Origin of the sequence: Paenibacillus sp. Pae15 (assembly GCF_024519685.1) — a bacterium.
Taxonomy (GTDB): Bacteria; Bacillota; Bacilli; order Paenibacillales; family NBRC-103111; genus Paenibacillus_G; species Paenibacillus_G naphthalenovorans.
In genome coordinates, this window is record NZ_JALJRM010000010.1 from 73,394 (window position 1) to 93,505 (window position 20,112).

A 20,112-nucleotide genomic window follows, 5' to 3' on the forward strand; every position below is an offset into this window, starting at 1 on the left:
GTCACACTCTGCAGTGATTCACATAAACTACACTATAACCGTGACAGACACCTGACGAAGCCGCATGCCGCAATGTGCGATAAAAGACAAAAGAGGCGCATGGCCTGAGGCTCTCGTGCTTCCGGGGATGTACCGGAAGCCCATCGTCTTGTCGTTCTGTGAAGGAGGTTTTCCCATGCAACAGGTCATAACAGAATTGCTGAAAGGATCGTATGGTGAAGTTCGATTGAACGAACCGCTTGCCCCTTATACCACATGGAAAATCGGCGGTCCGGCCGATGTTCTGCTCATTCCGCAGGACAAAAGCCGATTGATCAGCGCCGTTAAGCTGCTCCATCAGCACGATATCCCATGGATTGCGCTCGGCCGAGGCTCTAATCTGCTTGTAACCGATAAAGGCATCCGGGGGGTCGTGATCAAACTGGGGCATGCGCTGGAGACCGTGCGTTTCGAAGGAGAGTACGCCTTTGCCGGCGGCGCATATTCGTTCATCAAACTGTCGGTCATGGCAGGCAAGCAAGGATTGACCGGGTTGGAGTTTGCCGGAGGTATTCCGGGAACCGTGGGAGGCGCCGTTTACATGAACGCCGGGGCGCATGGGTCGGATGTGTCGCGCATTTTACAGCGGGTTGAAGTGCTGCTCCCGACAGGGGAGTTGGTGACGATGCAAAAAGATGATTTGGCGTATGCTTACCGGCATTCGATTCTGCACACGAATCCGGGGATTGTGACGGAAGCTGTCTTTAAGCTTAGCTATGGGGACCGGAAGGAGGTCGCAGCGGCCATGGCAGCCTATAAAGACAGGCGGCTGAGAACGCAGCCGCTTCAGCTTGCCTGCGCGGGAAGCGTATTTCGTAACCCGGAAGGGCATCATGCCGCAAAGCTGATTGAAGAGGCCGGACTCAAGGGCTTAAGGGTCGGTGACGCCCAAGTATCGCCACTGCACGCCAACTTCATTGTCAACACCGGGCAAGCGACAGCCCACGACGTGCTCACCCTGATCGAACAAGTGCGAAATGCCGTTTCGGAGCGGTTCGGAGTTCGTCTTGTACCTGAAGTATTGGTGGTGGGTGAGCGGTAAATCGGAGGTGGGACTTTGGAAAAGTTGGTTATCGAAGGCGGGAAACCTCTATCGGGAGCCATCAGAATTCACGGCGCAAAGAACGCTGCACTGCCCATACTTGCGGCAAGCATCATGGCAAAAGGTACAATAATGATTCAAAATGTGCCCGATTTGTCCGATATCCATGTTATGTTGGGTATTTTGCGTGCCCTCGGCTGTCAAGCCGAGCTTAAGGGCGATGCTGTCATTGTGAACACACATGGCGTTCATCAGTTTCACATTCCCGAGAGCCTGATGAGCCAGATGAGGTCTTCTATTTTCCTTATGGGTCCGATGCTGTCCCGTCTGGGGAAAGTGGAGCTTTATCAACCCGGAGGCTGTGCCATCGGAGAACGAAAGATCGATCTGCATTTGCAGGGATTGGCTGCCATGGGGGCAAGCATTGAGGAGAGCGGCAACAAAATCGTTTGCACGGTCGATGAGCTTGAGGGCGCGGAGATCGTGCTCGATTATCCGAGCGTAGGGGCTACGGAGAACATTATGATGGCCGCCGTGACGGCTCGTGGAATGACCACGATCACCAATGCGGCCAGAGAGCCCGAAATCCAGGATCTGCAAAATTTTTTGAATGCCATGGGCGCCAAAATTATCGGCGCAGGTACCGATACGATTACGATTGAAGGCGTTCGCGAATTGATTCCTTGTTCTTATCGGATTATCCCTGACCGAATCGTAACCGGAACGCTGATGATTGCCGCTGCGGTTACAAAAGGCAACGTCACGTTGGAGAGGGTAAATCCCTCTCATCTGACCTCCGCGATTCACGTATTGAAGAGGGCAGGTGTTCAAATCACGATTAACGGTGATATAATGAACATATGTGCCAAAGCCCGGCCCAAAGCCGTAGGGTGGGTCGTCACTTCTCCTTATCCTTCATTCCCGACGGATCTGCAGTCGCAAATTATGGTACTGTTGAGCTTGGCGGACGGCGCCAGCATTATAAAAGAAACCGTGTTTGAGGGCAGATTCAAGCATGTCGATGAGCTTTCGCGCATGGGTGCGGATATTCGGGTGGATCTGAATGCGGCGTTTATCCGCGGGGTGTCGAGGTTGTACGGGGCCACGGTAGAGGCAACCGATCTGCGTGCGGGCGCCGCACTGGTCATTGCAGGCCTTGCCGCCCAAGGAACGACGATCATCGAGCAGATTCACCATATCGATCGCGGATATGAGCATATCGAGCACATGCTGAGCGCTTTGGGCGCCAGTATTGAACGGATTACTCCCGTTAGGGCGGAGTAGCTATATTCATCCATATGACCATAACCGTTGAAATATCCCTTTTCCCCTGCGGGAAGGGAATTCAGCGGTTTACATATTATTCCTGAGCTCGGGAGGATTTCCATGACTTCAGAAGACAGGCTTCCGGTCATCAAAAAACCTGCACCGAGAAACCGCAGCAGCAAAAGGCTGCTTCTGTTTCTTTTCGTTTTCTTCATTACGCTGCTTCTCGTGCTGTTCTTTCAATCATCGCTGAGCCAGATTACGGAAATCGAAGTTCAAGGGCAAGAGCTTGTGTCTGCGGAAGACGTCAAGGCAGCCGCCGCGGTAAAGCCGGGGGACCATTTTTTCTCTGTCTCTTCCAGCGGGATTGCAGAGAAGGTCAAAGCCTTAAGAATGATAGAATCCGTGCAGGTGTCCAAGCATTTTCCCGGGCGGATTTTGATCGAAATAAAGGAATACCCGAGGGTGGCCTATCAAATCGGTGAGGACGGCCGCATCGAAGCGCTGCTTGCGGATGCCAGCGTGGTTCCGGTGACGCTTCAGGGATTTGTGCCGGACAAGCCGTTGTTAACGGGCTGGGGCAAGGATGATCCGCTCAAGACCCAGCTTTGCCTAACGATGTCCAAGCTGTCCGCTGCTTATTTTGCCGACGTATCGGAAATCAAGCCTGACCCGAGCTCATCGTATCCGGACAAAATTAAGATGTATACCCGCTCGCAATTCGAAGTTCAGACCACGATAGGATATCTGCCGGAAAAAATCATACATTTAAACACGTATATTGCTAATTTAAAAGAAAATAACCAATCAGGCGGAGTATTGAGGTTATTGGAAGCCGATTCCCACACGCCTTTACCGTTCGAACAGGGCAGAAAAGAGGGAGACGCCAATACCCGGCTTCAAGCCAATAATTGAAAAATCCGGCTACTCAACCTTACAAAAAAATGATAGAATTGTAATTATGGTATATTTTATGCGCTTATTCCGAAAAAAATTGCGAGAAAAAGAGGAAACGAACGAGCTGTGTGGAATAACTACAGGAGGTTTGCTGGCCAAGGCTCGTTTACATTACATATCACAGGAGGTGCCACAGGTTGAGCAGCAATGACATCATTGTTAGTTTGGACATCGGTACATCCAAAGTTCGTGCTATTATTGGGGAAGTCGTTAACGGCACCATTAATATAATTGGAGTTGGATCTGCCGACTCGCAGGGAATCCGCAAGGGAGCAATCGTTGATATCGACCAAACGGTGCAATCGATTCGAAGTGCGGTGGATCATGCGGAGCGGATGGTGGGCATTCAAATAGCGGAAGTGTATGTTGGTATTTCCGGCAATCATATCTCTTTGCAGTCCAGTCATGGCGTCGTGGCCGTGTCAAATGAAGACCGTGAAATCGGGGATGATGACATAGAACGTGTCATTCAAGCCGCCAGGGTCATTCCTTTGGCTCCCGAGAGGGAAATTATCGGTGTTGTCCCCAATCAATACGTGGTGGATGGCACGGATCAAATTCATGATCCCAGAAGCATGATCGGCGTAAGGCTGGAAGTGGAAGCGACGATTATAACCGGCACCAAAACAGCCATTCATAATTTGCTCCGCGTTGTTGAGAAGTCCGGTCTGAAGGTAGCCGGCTTGGTGCTTTTATCGCTGGCCGCAGGCCATCTGGCTTTGTCCAAGGATGAGAAGGCGATTGGCACCGCATTGGTGGATATCGGTGCGGGAGCAACCACCATTGCTGTGTTTAATGAAAATAATTTGGTTGCGACAACCACGCTTCCGATCGGCGGCGAGTATATCACCAATGACATTGCATACGGGCTCAGGACGCAAGCGGATATCGCCGAGAAAATCAAGCAGAAATTTGGATGCGCCATGGTGGAACATGCGGCTGATGATCAAGTGTTCAAAGTGAACCGTCTCGGCAGCAATGTGGACAAGGAGTACTCACAGGTCGATTTGGCGAATATTATCGAACCGCGCGTACAGGAAATATTTCATTTGATAAAGATGGAAGTGCTAAGGCTGGGATTCAGTGATTTGCCGGGCGGGTATGTATTGTCCGGCGGGACCGTTTCTTTGCCCGGGGTGCTGGCTGTCGCGCAATTGGAGCTGGCATCGTCTGTCCGAATCGCCGTTCCGGATTATATCGGCGTTCGGGATCCCGCATTTACAAGCGGAGTAGGGATTATTCAATACGCATCCAAATATTTGCGCGGCTCCAAACAAAACACCGGCGTGAAAAAGCTGGTCAGCAAAAAGACGTCTTCCGGTCAAGAGCAAAAGCCATCGGCCATGGAACGGTTTAAAAACTGGTTAAGCGAATTTATATGATCGAAAAAGCTTGCACGATGAAAGCCTAATGAGGGGGAAGACGCTAGTATGTTTGAATTTGACATGGACATGGACCAGTTAGCGAAAATAAAAGTCATTGGCGTCGGCGGCGGCGGCAGTAATGCCGTCAACCGAATGATCGACAACGGAGTGAGGGGCGTCGAGTTTATTACCGTCAATACGGACGCTCAGGCTCTGCATCTTGCCAAATCGGAGCAAAGGCTGCAGATCGGGGATAAGCTGACGCGCGGTCTCGGAGCGGGAGCGAATCCCGAGGTAGGCAAGAAAGCGGCGGAGGAATCGCGCGAACTGATTTTGAACGCCCTGAAGGGTTCCGATATGGTGTTCGTTACAGCCGGAATGGGCGGCGGCACGGGAACCGGCGCAGCGCCGGTCATTGCCGAAATCGCTAAAGAATGCGGCGCTTTAACCGTAGGTGTCGTTACCAGACCCTTTACGTTTGAAGGGCGCAAACGGCACATACAGGCGGAACAGGGGATCGCGGCCTTGAAAGAAAAGGTCGATACGCTGATCGTTATTCCGAATGACCGTCTGCTTGAAATTGTCGATAAGAAGACTCCGATGCTGGAAGCGTTCCGCGAAGCGGATAACGTGCTCCGTCAAGGGGTTCAAGGGATCTCCGACTTGATCGCAGTTCCCGGTCTGATTAACCTGGACTTTGCTGACGTGAAGACGATCATGACGGAGCGCGGCTCCGCGTTGATGGGGATCGGCGTGGCCACGGGCGAAAACCGTGCGGCTGAAGCGGCAAAGAAAGCAATCTGTTCCCCGCTGCTGGAGACCTCCATTGACGGCGCGCGCGGCGTGCTGATGAACATTACCGGCGGGATCAACCTGTCGCTGTATGAAGTGAATGAAGCGGCCGATATCGTAGCGTCCGCTTCCGATATGGAGGTCAACATGATTTTTGGCGCCGTCATCGATGAATCCCTGAAGGATGAGATTATGGTAACGGTGATTGCCACCGGCTTCGAGGACAAGCCTGCGGCAAATCCCGGCGCAAGAAAGCCTGCCGGAACGGGCAATGTTCAACAGGAACCGTCGGATTCCCGATTGGGTAATCTTCGGCCTTTCGGAGGACAACCCTCCGGAGATCAGTTGGATATTCCCGCTTTCCTGCGTAATCGCAACCGGGGCGGTTTTGATAAGTAAATTCAATATTTCAGGTACTAACGAGCAGTCGCCTCTGCATAAGAGGCGGCTTTTTTTATTCCAGCGTGACTACACCAAGCTCTTGCTTTCTCCTGGCGAACTTTTCATACCCTTCCGCTATACGACAAAAAAAGTCACCCGCTATCGGCATGTTTAGACAGACTTTGGAATAGGATTGCTATATACTTGTCTCATTCGCGACGGAGAAGGGGCAGATGGCAGGAGGTTACGGGAAATGATCGTGTATATCGATGTCATTTTCCTGTTTAACGTGTTGATTGACGGCATTTTGCTATGGACGACAGCCTGGTCGCGCAAGCTCAGCTTTCGCTGGTGGAGACTCGCGCTTTCCGCGGCGATCGGCGGCAGCTACGCCATCCTGCTGTTTTTCCCGCCGTTATCGTTCTTATACACGTTTGCGGTCAAGTTTGTGTTGTCCTTGCTGATGCTGCTCACGGCATTCGGATTTGGAGGATTACAGCATTTTGTCAGAAATCTCGGAGCCTTTTACCTTATTAATTTTGCTGCGGCCGGCGGGGTTGTCGGGTGTGTGTACTTTTGGCAATCGTCGGGCGAATTTGTGCAAGGGATTTTGATCAGCCGTGATCTCAAGGTGACGCTCCCGCTGCTGCTGTTTTCGATCCCTTTTACCGTATGGATTTATCGGCAGGTGACGCAGGCGCTCAGGCGGAAGCAGGAGCTGGCGGCGTTTACAGTGAAAGTGGATGTACATATCGACGATTATGCTTCCAGCTGTACCGGACTGATTGATACGGGAAATCAGCTGTACGACCCCTTAACCAAGACGCCTGTAATGGTGATGGAGGCCGCACAATGGGGAGAGCACTTGCCGGAAACGTGGATGGCCAAAATCCGGCGTGCGGAAGTCGATCAATTGGTTTCGTTGATCGGAACGGAGCCTTTTATATGGCAGGATCGGCTTCGGCTGGTCCCTTATCGGGGGGTGAACCGCAGTACGCAATTTATGCTGGCGATCAAACCGGATCGGGTCGTCATCACAACTGAAGGCAAACAGATCGAGGCGACGAAGGTTTTGATCGGTCTGGACGGCGGGAGGCTCAGCTCAGACAATGCCTATCAAGCCATCATTCATCCTGCGCTTATGGAAATTGACCGGCCTTGATTTTCAGGAACGGTCGTCCCGGTTCTCGCCCGGTCCGCATAAATCAACTGTACCGATTAGGTGGCCATATCGCTCGGAAACACCAGACGAATGCACAGATGAGCGGGACGGCCAACCTGAGAAGACATTCAGGGTAGGAGGAAGGTTTAATATGTTAGTCAAGTGGAAGCTGATGATGCAGATCGCGTATTTCCGTCTTTTGCTGCTGCTGGGGTTAAAGGGAGAAGAAATATACTACATCGGAGGAAGCGAAGCGCTTCCGCCCCCGCTTACCCGCGAAGAGGAAGAATATTTGCTGGAGAAGCTTCCGTCCGGTGATGCGGCCATACGAGGGATGCTGATTGAACGAAATCTCCGGCTCGTGGTTTACATCGCACGCAAATTTGAGAATACCGGGATTAACATTGAAGACCTCGTATCGATCGGTGCGATTGGTTTGATTAAGGCCGTAAATACGTTCGACCCGGAAAAAAAGATTAAATTGGCCACCTATGCATCCCGCTGTATCGAGAATGAAATTTTAATGTACCTGCGCCGCAACAGCAAGATCCGTACGGAGGTGTCGTTCGACGAGCCTTTGAATATCGATTGGGATGGCAATGAACTGCTGCTGTCCGATGTGCTTGGAACCGAGAACGATACGATCTACCGCAATATCGAGGAGCAGGTAGACCGTAAGCTGCTGCATAAAGCGCTCGATAAGCTGTCGGAACGGGAGCGGATCATCATGGAGCTGCGTTTTGGTTTGCAGGACGGCCAGGAAAAGACACAAAAGGATGTAGCGGATATGCTGGGCATTTCACAGTCCTATATTTCCCGTTTGGAAAAACGCATTATTAAGCGGCTGCGCAAAGAATTCAACAAAATGGTGTAAACTGGTAAAAAAATTTTTCGTTTTCCGTGAAAGCGAAATCTTCCTTGCGGGATATGACTTTGGTCGATTTGGTGTTCCCCGCAGGCGCGTCGGGAGGTCGTAGGCTTGCGCATAAAAATGCGTCCCCAGGAGATAATTAACAGTAATGTTTCTCCTTGGGAGGTAATCGCGGTGACCCGAAACAAAGTCGAAATATGCGGCGTCGATACGGCTAAGCTTCCGGTTTTGACCAATGCGGAAATGCGTGAACTTTTCGTTCAGCTGCAAACGAATCATGAACGATCTGCAAGAGAGAAATTAGTCAACGGCAACCTCAGGCTGGTGCTGAGTGTGATTCAGCGCTTCAATAACCGCGGGGAATTTGTCGACGATCTGTTTCAAGTAGGATGTATTGGACTGATGAAGGCGATTGATAATTTTGATTTGAGCCAAAATGTGAAGTTTTCAACGTATGCGGTACCGATGATTATCGGTGAAATTCGCCGTTATTTACGGGACAACAACCCGATTCGAGTTTCCCGGTCCTTGCGTGACATCGCTTATAAAGCGCTGCAGGTAAGGGATCAGCTTACGAATCAAAATTCGCGCGAACCGACGATATATGAAATTTCCGAGGTGCTGAACGTACCGAAGGAGGATGTGGTATTCGCGCTTGATGCTATTCAGGATCCGGTATCGTTGTTCGAACCGATCTACCATGACGGCGGCGATCCGATCTATGTCATGGACCAAATCAGCGATGACCGCAATAAAGACGTTTCCTGGATCGAAGGCATCGCGCTTCGGGAGGCGCTGCACAAGCTCAATGACCGTGAGAAGATGATATTGTCCATGCGTTTTTTCGACGGGAAGACCCAGATGGAGGTGGCCGACGAGATCGGCATTTCTCAGGCGCAAGTATCGCGGCTGGAGAAGTCGGCGATCTCGCAAATGCAAAAGCACGTTAAAAACTAAAATGACTTTCGATCGAAAATCCGACCTGCCCCGATTGAAGGGAACGGTCTTTTTTTGTGCCGGTAAGGTATTTTGCAGAGGTTTCTCATATATATAGTAAAAAAGGCTGGTTCAAATAACCAAGTCTTCACGGTGGTGGATAACAGCATGAAAATATCCGACCTTCAAATGAAGGATGTCATCAATATTGTAGACGGCAAAAAGCTGGGGCAGATCAGCGACCTGGAGCTCGATTTGTGGCATGGCCGGATTGATGCCGTCGTGGTGCCGAGCGGAACGCGTTTTTTCGGCCTGCTTAGCGGCGGCGGGGATGTGATCATACCGTGGGAAAACATTGTGAAGATCGGAATGGATGTCGTACTGGTCAAGCTGGAGGATATTCCAAGCTACCGCCGGCATGACGAGACGAATTTTGCTTATGAATATTATCGGCAGCACCGCGATTAAACGGAACCGGATCGTGGAGGCTTAGGAAACTGGTTTGAAGGATTCCTGTCCCGGCTGACAGCAGGACAGGATGTTCTTTTTTTCCGTTTCGTGTATACTTGTTAATATTCTGACAGCAGGGGGATGGATGTTGATGCAAACGTCGGAGCCTTTCGAACTTGTCAAGGCCGATAATGGCTGCGGACTGCTGCTGCTTACCGGTTTTATGCGCTTAAATCCCAGGCTGACCGCCGGATTTACGACACGGATCGGCGGAGTCAGCCGGGGGGATTATGATAGCTTGAATTGCGGGCTCCATGTGGCGGATGCTCCGGAGGATGTGGTGGAGAACCGCAGACGGCTGGCCGGAGCGCTTGCCGTGCCTTTTGAGTCCTGTACCTACGCAGAGCAGGTGCACGGCAAAGAGGTCCAAGTGGTAACGAGGCGGCAGCGTGGAGCGGGCCATGATTCCAGAGAAGGAGCGCTACAGGACAAAGACGGCTTTATCACCAACGAGTCGGGAGTTTACCTGCATGCACTTTTTGCCGATTGTGTGCCGCTGTACTTTTATGATCCGGTACATAAGGCTGTAGGATTGGCTCATGCGGGCTGGAAAGGGACGGCGCTGGAGATTGCCAAGGCCGTTACTGAGGCGATGAGCGCCGCATATGGCACAAAGCCCCGCGAGCTGAAGGCGGCCATCGGGCCTTCCATTGGCATGTGCTGCTATGAAGTGGACGATGCAGTCATTGTGCGGATGGACAAAGTGATCGGAGAGCCGGGGTTGAGGTACAAAGATGAAGCCATAGGGGAAGTCCCTCCGCTGTATACCCGAAAACCGAACGGAAAATATAATTTAAACTTGCAACAAATAAACCGACAAATTATGATAAAAGCAGGAATTTTGCCATCAAATATCGAAATAAGTGGTTTATGCACAAGCTGTCGGCTCGATCTGTTTTACTCGCACCGCAAGAATGGCGGGTCAACGGGCCGCATGGCCGCATGGATCGGTTTGCGGGAATAAGCCGGTTTGAGGATCTTCCCATTCGGGGCTTTTGAACTCACGCTTGACGCAAGCCGGGAGGTAGGTGAATCTTTACAATGACATTGGAATTGCAAGCTCGCTTAAACGAGGTAAAAGGAAAGATTGCTGCGGCGTGCACGCGGGCGGGAAGAGATCCGCAAGAGGTGAGGATCATCGCCGTCACCAAGTACGTGTCGCTGGCTGCAACGGGGCAGGTTCTGCAGCAAGGGCTGACCGATATCGGAGAAAACCGCTGGCAGGATGCCGCGGCCAAATGGGAAGCTTTCGGCGATCGGGGGACTTGGCATTTCATAGGCCATCTGCAAACGAATAAAGTCAAGGATGTTGTCGGCCGGTTCGCCTACATTCATTCATTGGACAGGCTGTCGCTTGCCAAAGAAATAGAAAAGAAAGCGGCTTCCCTGGGAATGGAGATGCCGTGCTTCATCCAGCTTAACGTCTCCGGGGAAGAAACCAAATACGGTCTGGAGCCGGAAGCGCTGTTCGACTTCGTCAAAGAAATTCGCGAATATCGCCATATCCGAATTGCAGGTTTAATGACAATGGCGCCTTATGAGACGGAGCCGGAGCAAACCCGTCCCGTATTCCGGGGGTTAAGAGAGTGGCGCGATCGACTGAATCGGGAAGGATTGCTCGATTACGAAGTCGGTCACCTATCGATGGGGATGTCCAACGACTTTGAAGTCGCGGTTGAAGAAGGGGCGACTTGGGTGCGTCTCGGTTCTATTCTGGTGGGAAAAGAGTGAGGCTGTAAGAAATACGAAGGAGGAGTGGACATGGGCGTCATGAACAAATTCATGAATTTAATCGGTTTGCAGGAAGAAGAAGTAGTGGAGCGCGAACGTATCGTAGAACAGCATGAAGAAGTTGAAACCCCGGCGCAGGATACACGTAAACATAAGGGGAACGTTGTGAGCATTCACTCGCAAAAAAATGTCCGGGTCGTGCTGAACGAGCCGCGCACCTATGAAGAGACGCAGGAAATTGCCGATCATTTGCGCTACCGGCGTCCGGTGGTGGTCAATTTGCATCGCGTTCGTCCGGACCAGGCGACCCGGATCGTCGATTTTTTGAGCGGAACCGTGTACGCACTGAGCGGCTCGATATCGAAAATTGGCCCCAACATCTTTTTGTGTACTCCGGATACCGTAGAAATTCACGGTTCGATCTCGGAAACCATGAATCATGACGAAGGATAGCCCCCACTAAACAAAACGAGGTGAACAGCTTGATTGAGGGTTACATACGCACTCTGGTCGATATCTACCAATACGTACTCATCGCCTATGTTCTGCTCTCCTGGCTGCCGAATGCGCGGGAAAGCTTTATCGGAGAATTTCTGGGAAAGCTGTGCGAGCCGTATTTGAGCATCTTCCGCCGCTTTATTCCGCCCATTGGCGGGATGATCGATATTTCTCCGATCGTGGCGCTGATTGCACTCCGGTTCGTTGGCGAAGGGATTGTCGCGATCGTGTCCGCTATTTTTTAAGCCATCGGGCGGAACGGTGCATGGAGACGAAGGAGATTTTGACGAATGAATGAACATATTTATGCCCACTTCCATCCGGATGAACACCGGTTTGTGGACAAAGCGGCCGAATGGGTGGAGCGGGCGGAGCAGCACGCTGTCAAACTTACCGATTTTTTGGACCCGCGCCAGGCATTTATCGTTACGTCGCTGGTGAACCGGAGTGCAGATGTTCACGTGCGCTTTGACGGAGGCCATCCCGGCGCCGAGCGCAAACGGGCATTCATCGCTCCGGATTACCGCGTATTGGACGACGAAGACATGGGCATTTGCCTGATCGGAGTGACTTCGCCCGACGAGAAGCTGCAGCAGCTCGATCACGGGGACTATATGGGAGCGATCTTAGGGCTTGGCATCAAGCGCGATAAGGTGGGCGACATCTATGTCCGACCGGACGGCTGCCATTTTCTCGCCGCCGCCGAGGTCGCCGATTATATCCGGCTGAACCTGAACGCTGTCCATCGTGTGCATGTGCAAACCGAGCTGCTGCCTTTGGACCGTCTTATCAGCACAGAGGTCAAGCTGGACGAGATGAGCCTGTCGGTCGCTTCACTGCGCCTGGACGGTATTGTCAGTGATGTATACCGGTTGAGTCGCGCCAAAGTGCTGATCCCGATTAAAGCGGGGCGGTGCAAGGTTAACTGGAAGCAGGTGGAAGATCCGAGCAAGCCGCTAAAACAAGGGGATGTCGTATCTCTTCAGGGCTTCGGACGCTTCAAGCTGCTTGAGGTCGAGGGTGTGACCAAAAAGGGAAGGTACCGCGTGAAAATCGGCAAGTATGCTTAAGCCGATTTTTTTTTGTTTGCGATTGCAGGAAATTGCAGTCAATTGTCGAATATAGCAATACGTGATTAGGTTGGTTGCTAAATTTGCAGGAGGTGCAACAATGGCTTTAACCCCGCTCGACATACATAATAAGGAATTCAAACGGTCATTTCGCGGTTATGATGAGGATGAAGTCAATGAGTTTTTGGATCAGGTGATCAAGGATTATGAAGTGTTAATCCGTGAAAATAAAGAATTGCAGAATCAGCTGAACGCGATTCAAGAACGGCTGGATCATTTTGCCAACATTGAAGAAACGTTAAGCAAGACCATCATCGTCGCGCAGGAAGCGGCCGATGAAGTCAAGACGAATGCGAAGAAGGAAGCGCAGCTGATCCTTAAGGAAGCGGAGAAGAATGCAGACCGCATCATCAACGAAGCCCTCTCGAAGACACGCAAAATCGCCATGGAAACCGAGGAGCTGAAAAAACAGGCGTCGATTTATCGCACGCGTTTCCGCACGCTGATTGAGGCGCAGCTGGAACTGCTCAGCAAAGAAGACTGGACTTCTCTCGAACGCATGGAAGTAGAGCAGCCATAAAGCAAAGCCAGTGACATATACGGCTGCACCCGGGTTCATGCCTGTTTTTGACCGGAGCTGCACTCGGATGTTGACGCCGCCGCTGATTTCCGCTATACTCCACTCTATAAGTGAACATGAGTGAAAGCGATGATTGGGACGAGTACTTGGCGTCAAGCTGATGTCAGCGAACCGGGGGTTGGTGCGAGCCCGGACTTTGGCGGCGAAGGAATATCACCCATGAGCATCTCTTGAACCGATTAGAAGTAAAGAGCATCGGCTGATCCCGTTATCGATCATGGAGCGAAGACGCTTCGGTGAAAGGGCAGGTTGGCTGGCTTGAATGGTCAAGCGATCGCCCTGTATTCGTTTGTGTCTTAATTTGGGTGGTACCGCGAGACTTCTCGTCCCTAAGGGATAAGAAGTCTTTTTTGCGTTTATATCAAGTAAGGAGTGAATGGTGCAATGGCAATGGATTATGGCAAAACATTGAACCTGCTGCAGACCGATTTTCCGATGCGCGGAAATCTGCCGCAGGCCGAACCGAAGATGCAGCAGCGCTGGGAAGAAATGGACATTTATCGTATGGTTCAGGAGAGCCGTAAAGGCAAACCGAAGTTTATACTGCACGACGGCCCGCCGTATGCGAACGGCGATATTCATATAGGTCATGCGTTAAACAAGATCATCAAGGATATTATCGTCCGCTTCAAAACGATGCAGGGCTATGACGCTCCTTACGTGCCCGGCTGGGATACGCATGGGCTGCCGATCGAGCAGGCGATTGCCAACAGCGGCAAGGTTGACCGGAAGAAGATGAGCGTGCCCGAATTCCGGGACTACTGTAAAGCGTATGCCTTGGAATGGGTTGAAAAGCAAAAGGCCCAGTTCAAGCGTCTTTCGATCCGCGGGGATTGGAACAACCCTTACATCACGCTTCAGCCGAAGTATGAGGCGCAGCAAATCCGCGTTTTCGGCGGAATGGTGAATAAAGGCTATATCTATAAAGGGCTGAAGCCGGTCTATTGGTCTCCGTCGTCCGAAAGCGCCCTGGCGGAAGCTGAAATCGAGTACAAAGACAAAACGTCCACTTCGATCTATGTTGCTTTTGAAGTGAAGGACGGTAAGGGCAAGCTTCCGGAGGATGCGTCCATCGTCATCTGGACCACAACGCCATGGACACTTCCCGCTAACCTGGGGATCAGCCTTCACCCGGATTTCGATTATGCTCTGGTGGAAACCGGCGGCAAAAAATATGTGCTGGCCCAAGGACTTCTGGAAGCTGTCTCCAAGGAAATCGGCTGGACCGATGTTAAGGTATTGTCCACCCTAAAGGGAAGCGAGCTGGAATATGTACTCTGCAAGCATCCGTTTTATGACCGTACTTCACTTGTGATGGTTGGCGAGCACGTAACGCTAGATGCCGGTACCGGATGTGTGCACACGGCGCCGGGCCACGGCGAGGACGACTTTGTGATCGGGCAAAAATACAACCTCGGCGTGCTTTGTCCTGTAGATGATCAGGGGCATTTTACTTCGGAGGCCCCGGGCTTTGAAGGGCTGTTTTATGAAAAAGGAAATAAGATCATCACGGAGAAGCTGCAGGAATCCGGGCATCTGCTTCATATGACCACGATCCAGCACCAATATCCGCACGATTGGCGGACGAAAAAACCGGTGATTTTCCGTGCTACGGAACAGTGGTTTGCGTCTGTCGACGGATTCCGCCAGGCCATGCTGGATGAAATCAAAAGACTCAAATGGACGCCGGAGTGGGGGGAAACCCGCCTGCATAACATGATTGCCGACCGTGGAGACTGGTGTATTTCACGGCAGCGCGCCTGGGGCGTTCCGATCCCGATTTTCTACTGCCGGAGCTGCAGCGAGCCCCTGGTCAGCGAAGCGACGATTGAGCATGTGGCATTGATTTTTGAACGGGAAGGCTCCAATGCCTGGTTCTTGAAGGATGAGAAACAGCTGCTTCCGGACGGGACCGTATGTTCGAAATGCGGGCACGATCATTTCCGCAAGGAAACCGACATTATGGATGTCTGGTTCGATTCCGGTTCAAGCCATTCCGCTGTACTGGAAACGCGCGAAGAGCTGCAGTGGCCTGCGGATCTGTACCTGGAAGGCTCGGACCAATACCGCGGCTGGTTCAACTCTTCGTTGATTACCTCGGTGGCGGTCAAGGGCTCTGCACCGTACAAAGGAATTTTGAGCCATGGCTTTACGCTGGATGGAGAAGGCCGCAAAATGTCCAAATCGCTGGGCAACACGGTAGATCCGAACCAGGTATCGAATAAGCTGGGCGCCGACATTTTGCGTTTGTGGGTATCGTCTACGGATTACCAGTCGGACGTGCGCATCTCGGATAACATCCTGAACCAAATTTCCGAAGGATACCGCAAAATCCGTAATACGCTCCGGTTCTTGCTCGGGAATCTATATGATTTCAACCCGGCGACAGACCGGGTAAGCGTGGATCAAATGAACGAGCTGGACCGTTATGCGCTGGTGCGATTGCACCGGATGGCAGAACGTGTCATCGAAGCATACGACAACTATGAATTCCATGTGGTCTATCAGGCTGTGCACCATTTCTGCGCGGTGGAGATGAGCGCCTTCTATCTCGATATTCTGAAGGATCGTCTGTATGCGAGCGCGCCGAAGGATCCGCAAAGAAGAGCGGCACAAACCGTATTATATGATGCCCTCACGGCAATAACTAAATTGATCGCACCGATTTTGCCGCATACGGCCGATGAGGTTTGGAACTATATCCCCGGAATAGAGCTGCCCAGCGTACAAATCGCAGAGCTTCCGCAGGTGGACAGAAGCTTGTTTGACGGCCAGCTGGAAGAGAAGTGGGAGAAGTTCACGGAACTGCGCGACGACGTGCTGAAGTCGCTTGAGGAGGCCCGTAAGGCTAAGCTGATTGGAAATTCGCTCAGCGCGGCGGTTCATTTGTACCCGGATCAGGAGACGCAGCAGTTTTTGAGCGGCTTCGACCGGCTGGATCTGCTGTTTATCGTATCGGCCGTACATGTGCATGAGGCCGGCGCTGCGATTCCGGAGGACGCTCATGCCTATAAAGGCATGTCGGTGAGCATTTCCGTAGCGGAAGGCGAGAAGTGCGAACGCTGCTGGATCGTCACGCCGGAAGTCGGCCATCATGAAACGCATCCTTCGCTTTGCAAACGTTGTGCCGAAGTTTTGGAGTCGGGTGTAGAAGCGTAAAACAGATCAACGAGCTGATCCGAGGGAATCAAACCCAAGGATAAGCTCGTTATTTCTAGGACTTATCCTCGTCCTCCAGGGTTCGATCCGGCTCAAGCAGCCCATAGCCTTCACCGCTTCGCATATAATCTTTATAAGCTTTATTGCGGACAACAGTGACATGCTGACCGTACATGTCGGTGGCCAAAAAGCTTTCGAACGGTTCCACATAGCCGACGGCTTCATCGGCCTCGATTTCCATTTCGTTATAGCTGTCCGCTTCATTCGGGTTCTCGGCCATGGCCGGAGAGTTGGACGAGCCCCAGCTTTCTACAATTTGCCAGGCGTCCTCGCCGTCGAATGAATTCTCTTTGGAAAGCTCGTCAAGGCTGGTGCGTCCGAAAGGCGGAGCCAGCAGCTCCTCCTCTGCCGGACGACGGTCGGACGCGTGCGGATCCGGTACGTGATCGACGCAGTACGCTGCTGTCGGGACCGCCTGCAGACGTTCGAACGGAATCGGCGCGCCGCATGTTCGGCATACCCCGTAAGTGCCGTCCTGAATACGTTGAAGCGCCTCTTTGATGTCGGACAGATGACGCTCGGCGTTCTCGAGCAGCGCAATGTCTTTGCCGCGTTCGAACATCTCGGTGCCCAAATCGGCGGGATGGTTGTCATTGGTGGACAGATCACCGGTTTGGACACGCATCTCGTTGCCCAAACCGAAATGTTCGCCGTCTTGCAAATGCTCTTCGAGCCAATGCTTCTCTTCACGCAGCGTGTTCGTCAATTCCTGAAGCTGCTGCGCTGTAAGCGAATGGGATGGTACGGGTCCGCTCGTCATTGAGTAGCCTCCTTTTTACACAATCGCAAGTAACGTTATTTTTCACGGTTCCGGCTGTTCTTAGGCAAGGGAATCGTTGTTAGCACGGAAACGGATAAAGGAGCTGGTACGTTGAAATATTACATCTACGCATTGATCGTGCTGCTGCTGGATCAGGCAACCAAATGGATCATTGTCAGCCAAATGGCGCTGGGAGAAGTTCGTTCAGTCATCGGCGAGTTTTTTCAGATCACGTCACATCGGAACCGCGGCGCCGCCTTTGGCATTTTGCAGGATCAGCGCTGGTTTTTTATTGTGATCACGATCGGTGTTGCCGTAGGAGTGATCTGGTACCTGCAAAAAACGGTAAAGGAAGGCAAAAAGCTGCTCCCGTTTGCTTTGAGCCTGCTGCTTGGCGGCGCACTTGGCAATTTTATCGATCGGGCGTTATTCGGTGAAGTGGTTGACTTTTTGATGTTCCGGTTTCAATTTAACTGGTTCGGTACTCCTGTAGATTATACTTATCCGATTTTTAATGTGGCCGATATGGCCATTGTCATCGGCGTTGTACTGATTTTCGTAGATTCGTTCATCAGCTGGCGTCAGGAAAGCAAACAAAATGCACAAAGCAATACGGAAGGCGGAGATGCGTAAATCATGAGCATAGGGGAAGAACGTGAATCCTCGGACAACCGGTTTGAATGGATTGCCGAGCCTGAAGAAGCGGGAGAAAGAATTGATAAGTTCCTGACGGAAGTATTGGAGGAAGAAGTATCCCGTACACAGGTGCAGCAGTGGGTCAAAGACGGACATGTCACCGTCAATGGAAAGACCGTAAAGCCCAATTATAAATTGTCGGATGGAGATACCGTTGTGCTGATGATGCCGGAGCCTGAGGAGCTGGAGTTGGCGCCGGAGGCCATTCCGATTGAGGTCGTCTACGAAGATTCCGATGTGATTGTGGTCAATAAGCCGCGCGGGATGGTTGTGCACCCGGCACCGGGACATCCGGGAGGGACGCTGGTGAATGCGCTGCTCTACCACTGCAAGGATTTGTCTGGTATTAACGGCATCATGCGTCCGGGGATCGTTCATCGCATCGATAAAGATACGTCGGGGCTGTTGATGGCGGCCAAGAATGATCTGGCCCACAATAGTCTTGCCGAGCAGCTGAAGGCTCATACGGTGAACCGCAAATACTTGGCGCTTGTTCATGGGAACGTGCCCCATGATAATGGTACGGTGGATGCTCCGATCGGCCGCGATCCGAAGGATCGCAAGCTGTACACGGTTACGGAACGAAACAGCAAGCATGCGGTCACTCATTTTGCCGTCATCGAACGTTTCAAGGATTACACCCTGCTCGAGCTGAAGCTGGAAACGGGGAGGACGCACCAGATTCGGGTACATATGAAATTTATCGGCCACCCGCTGGTGGGCGATCCGGTTTACGGCCCGTCGAAAAGCAGGGGAGTCCATATGGAAGGCCAGGCGCTTCATGCCGCCGTGCTTGGTTTCGAGCATCCGCGGACGGGAGAATCACTGCAGTTTGAAGCTCCGATGCCGGAGGATATGGTGAGCGTACTCGAAGTATTAAAAACAAGGTAGAGGAAGAGAAACGGACATGGAGCATTTAGAGCGTCTAGTTAATCCGAGAGTCAAGGACATTCAAATATCCGGCATCCGCAAAATATCCAATCTGGTGGCGACCTATAAGGATGCGATCACACTCACGATCGGCCAGCCCGATTTTCCGACGCCGGAGCATATTTTGCGGTCTGCCGAGCAAGCTATTACAGACCACCGGACCACTTATACCCCTAATCCGGGTATTCTGGAGCTGAGACAGGCAGCCAGCGCTTTTATCGAGAAAAAGTACGGGTTAACGTACGGTGCGGCGGATGAAGTCATTATAACTACGGGCGCAAGTCAAGCGCTCGATATTACGCTGCGTACGATTCTGGACGAAGGCAGCGAGGTGATTCTGCCCGGACCGATTTATCCGGGATATGAGCCATTGGTTCGCCTGTGCGGGGGCGTTCCCGTATACGTGGATACACGGGCCAACGGCTTCAAGCTGACGGCGGAGCTGCTGGAGCCGCATATCACCGGGAAGACGAGATGCATCATCTTGTGCTATCCGTCCAATCCTACAGGTCGCGTCCTGTCGGAAACGGAGCTGTCGGAGATGGCGCGGCTGCTTGCGCAGCGGGATATTTTCGTCATATCCGATGAAATCTACAGCGAGCTGATTTACGACGCGCCTCATCGGTCGATTGCCGCTTTGCCGGGCATGCGGGACAAAACGATCGTGATCAACGGATTGTCCAAATCGCATTCGATGACCGGCTGGCGGATCGGCTTCACGCTGGCGCCCGCTTATTTGTCGCAGCACATGGTCAAAGTGCATCAATATAATGTCACCTGCGCCAGTTCGATCAGCCAGTATGCCGCGGTAGAGGCGTTGACCTCGGGAATGGACGATGCGCAGCCGATGAAAGAAGAATACCGGAAGCGGCGCGATTATGTGTATGACCGGCTGATTGGCATGGGGTTTGAGTTGGACAGACCGGAGGGAGCTTTTTATTTATTTCCTTCCATCGAGCGGTTCGGGTTGTCATCCATGGACTTCACAATGAAGCTGCTGGAAGAGCAGCGAGTGGCTGTTGTACCCGGCGATGCCTTTTCCATTTATGGCGAAGGATATGTCCGTATTTCCTATGCATACAGCATGGAAGTATTGGAACAGGGGATGGAACGGCTGGAAAAGTTCGTTAAGCAGCAAGGCAGATAAAAATGAACATCATTTAACAATGTTGATAAGAAGCCCCGCGATACACTGAAAGAGTGTTGTGGCGGGGTATTTTTTTGATATAATTGAAGATGATAATCATT

The 20,112-nt window shown here is 51.9% G+C and carries 20 protein-coding genes and 1 other annotated feature; of the genes, 19 read left to right on the forward strand and 1 reads right to left on the reverse strand.

Annotated elements, in window-relative coordinates; all coding sequences use genetic code 11:
- Positions 1 to 175 precede the first annotated feature (175 nt).
- The 16 genes from murB to ileS all read left to right on the forward strand — a co-directional run bounded on the left by murB (position 176) and on the right by ileS (position 16,418).
- Positions 176 to 1,081, forward strand: a complete 906-nt coding sequence (gene murB, locus NR121_RS10730; protein WP_054818072.1) for a UDP-N-acetylmuramate dehydrogenase — start codon at positions 176 to 178, stop codon at positions 1,079 to 1,081.
- A gap of 15 nt (positions 1,082 to 1,096) precedes the next feature.
- Positions 1,097 to 2,365: a UDP-N-acetylglucosamine 1-carboxyvinyltransferase gene (gene murA / locus NR121_RS10735; protein ID WP_062407654.1), complete on the forward strand. Its 1,269-nt coding sequence runs from the start codon at positions 1,097 to 1,099 to the stop codon at positions 2,363 to 2,365.
- 102 nt (positions 2,366 to 2,467) lie between these two features.
- Positions 2,468 to 3,262 (forward strand): cell division protein FtsQ/DivIB, encoded by a 795-nt coding sequence (locus tag NR121_RS10740; protein ID WP_062407656.1) that lies wholly within the window; start codon positions 2,468 to 2,470, stop codon positions 3,260 to 3,262.
- Between the two features lie 179 nt (positions 3,263 to 3,441).
- The gene (gene ftsA, locus NR121_RS10745) at positions 3,442 to 4,686 is read left to right on the forward strand and encodes a cell division protein FtsA (protein ID WP_062407658.1); all 1,245 of its coding nucleotides are present in this window, start codon (positions 3,442 to 3,444) and stop codon (positions 4,684 to 4,686) included.
- A 48-nt stretch (positions 4,687 to 4,734) separates the two neighbouring features.
- Positions 4,735 to 5,859 carry a cell division protein FtsZ gene (gene ftsZ / locus NR121_RS10750; protein ID WP_174350707.1) on the forward strand — a complete coding sequence of 375 codons (1,125 nt, stop codon included), beginning with the start codon at positions 4,735 to 4,737 and terminating at the stop codon, positions 5,857 to 5,859.
- A 235-nt stretch (positions 5,860 to 6,094) separates the two neighbouring features.
- Positions 6,095 to 7,003: a sigma-E processing peptidase SpoIIGA gene (gene spoIIGA, locus NR121_RS10755; protein ID WP_054818074.1), complete on the forward strand. Its 909-nt coding sequence runs from the start codon at positions 6,095 to 6,097 to the stop codon at positions 7,001 to 7,003.
- Positions 7,004 to 7,154: 151 nt separating this feature from the next.
- Entirely contained in the window at positions 7,155 to 7,877 is a 723-nt protein-coding gene (gene sigE / locus NR121_RS10760; RefSeq protein ID WP_062407662.1) for an RNA polymerase sporulation sigma factor SigE, read from the forward strand.
- Positions 7,878 to 8,048: 171 nt separating this feature from the next.
- Positions 8,049 to 8,831: an RNA polymerase sporulation sigma factor SigG gene (sigG, locus tag NR121_RS10765; RefSeq protein WP_054818100.1), complete on the forward strand. Its 783-nt coding sequence runs from the start codon at positions 8,049 to 8,051 to the stop codon at positions 8,829 to 8,831.
- A 147-nt stretch (positions 8,832 to 8,978) separates the two neighbouring features.
- A complete protein-coding gene (locus NR121_RS10770; protein ID WP_054818101.1) occupies positions 8,979 to 9,278 on the forward strand; it encodes a YlmC/YmxH family sporulation protein in 300 nt (99 codons plus the stop codon).
- 133 nt (positions 9,279 to 9,411) lie between these two features.
- Positions 9,412 to 10,284, forward strand: a complete 873-nt coding sequence (gene pgeF / locus NR121_RS10775; RefSeq protein WP_054818102.1) for a peptidoglycan editing factor PgeF — start codon at positions 9,412 to 9,414, stop codon at positions 10,282 to 10,284.
- Between the two features lie 83 nt (positions 10,285 to 10,367).
- On the forward strand, positions 10,368 to 11,051 hold the full coding sequence (locus tag NR121_RS10780; protein ID WP_256831198.1) for a YggS family pyridoxal phosphate-dependent enzyme: 684 nt from the start codon (positions 10,368 to 10,370) through the stop codon (positions 11,049 to 11,051).
- Positions 11,052 to 11,081: 30 nt separating this feature from the next.
- Entirely contained in the window at positions 11,082 to 11,504 is a 423-nt protein-coding gene (locus NR121_RS10785) for a cell division protein SepF (RefSeq protein WP_256831186.1), read from the forward strand.
- 20 nt (positions 11,505 to 11,524) lie between these two features.
- Positions 11,525 to 11,794, forward strand: coding sequence for a YggT family protein (locus NR121_RS10790; RefSeq protein WP_062407672.1), 270 nt, complete (start codon positions 11,525 to 11,527; stop codon positions 11,792 to 11,794).
- A gap of 45 nt (positions 11,795 to 11,839) precedes the next feature.
- Entirely contained in the window at positions 11,840 to 12,619 is a 780-nt protein-coding gene (locus tag NR121_RS10795; protein WP_054818077.1) for a YlmH family RNA-binding protein, read from the forward strand.
- Positions 12,620 to 12,719: 100 nt separating this feature from the next.
- The gene (locus NR121_RS10800) at positions 12,720 to 13,199 is read left to right on the forward strand and encodes a DivIVA domain-containing protein (RefSeq protein ID WP_054818078.1); all 480 of its coding nucleotides are present in this window, start codon (positions 12,720 to 12,722) and stop codon (positions 13,197 to 13,199) included.
- A gap of 120 nt (positions 13,200 to 13,319) precedes the next feature.
- Positions 13,320 to 13,593, forward strand: a binding site (T-box leader).
- Positions 13,594 to 13,649: 56 nt separating this feature from the next.
- Complete coding sequence (gene ileS / locus NR121_RS10805; protein ID WP_256831199.1) at positions 13,650 to 16,418, forward strand: isoleucine--tRNA ligase; 2,769 nt, start codon at positions 13,650 to 13,652, stop codon at positions 16,416 to 16,418.
- A gap of 55 nt (positions 16,419 to 16,473) precedes the next feature.
- Here ileS and NR121_RS10810 read toward each other — a convergent pair whose 3' ends face one another.
- Positions 16,474 to 17,238, reverse strand: a complete 765-nt coding sequence (locus tag NR121_RS10810) for a TraR/DksA C4-type zinc finger protein (protein ID WP_054818079.1) — start codon at positions 17,236 to 17,238, stop codon at positions 16,474 to 16,476.
- 111 nt (positions 17,239 to 17,349) lie between these two features.
- Between NR121_RS10810 and lspA the strand changes: the two genes are divergently transcribed.
- From lspA to NR121_RS10825, 3 genes are read left to right on the forward strand one after another with little or no spacing between them, the layout of a single operon-like run.
- Positions 17,350 to 17,871, forward strand: coding sequence for a signal peptidase II (lspA, locus tag NR121_RS10815; RefSeq protein ID WP_074726955.1), 522 nt, complete (start codon positions 17,350 to 17,352; stop codon positions 17,869 to 17,871).
- A gap of 3 nt (positions 17,872 to 17,874) precedes the next feature.
- Entirely contained in the window at positions 17,875 to 18,825 is a 951-nt protein-coding gene (locus NR121_RS10820; RefSeq protein ID WP_137670507.1) for an RluA family pseudouridine synthase, read from the forward strand.
- 16 nt (positions 18,826 to 18,841) lie between these two features.
- Entirely contained in the window at positions 18,842 to 20,011 is a 1,170-nt protein-coding gene (locus tag NR121_RS10825; RefSeq protein WP_256831187.1) for an aminotransferase A, read from the forward strand.
- Positions 20,012 to 20,112 lie beyond the last annotated feature (101 nt).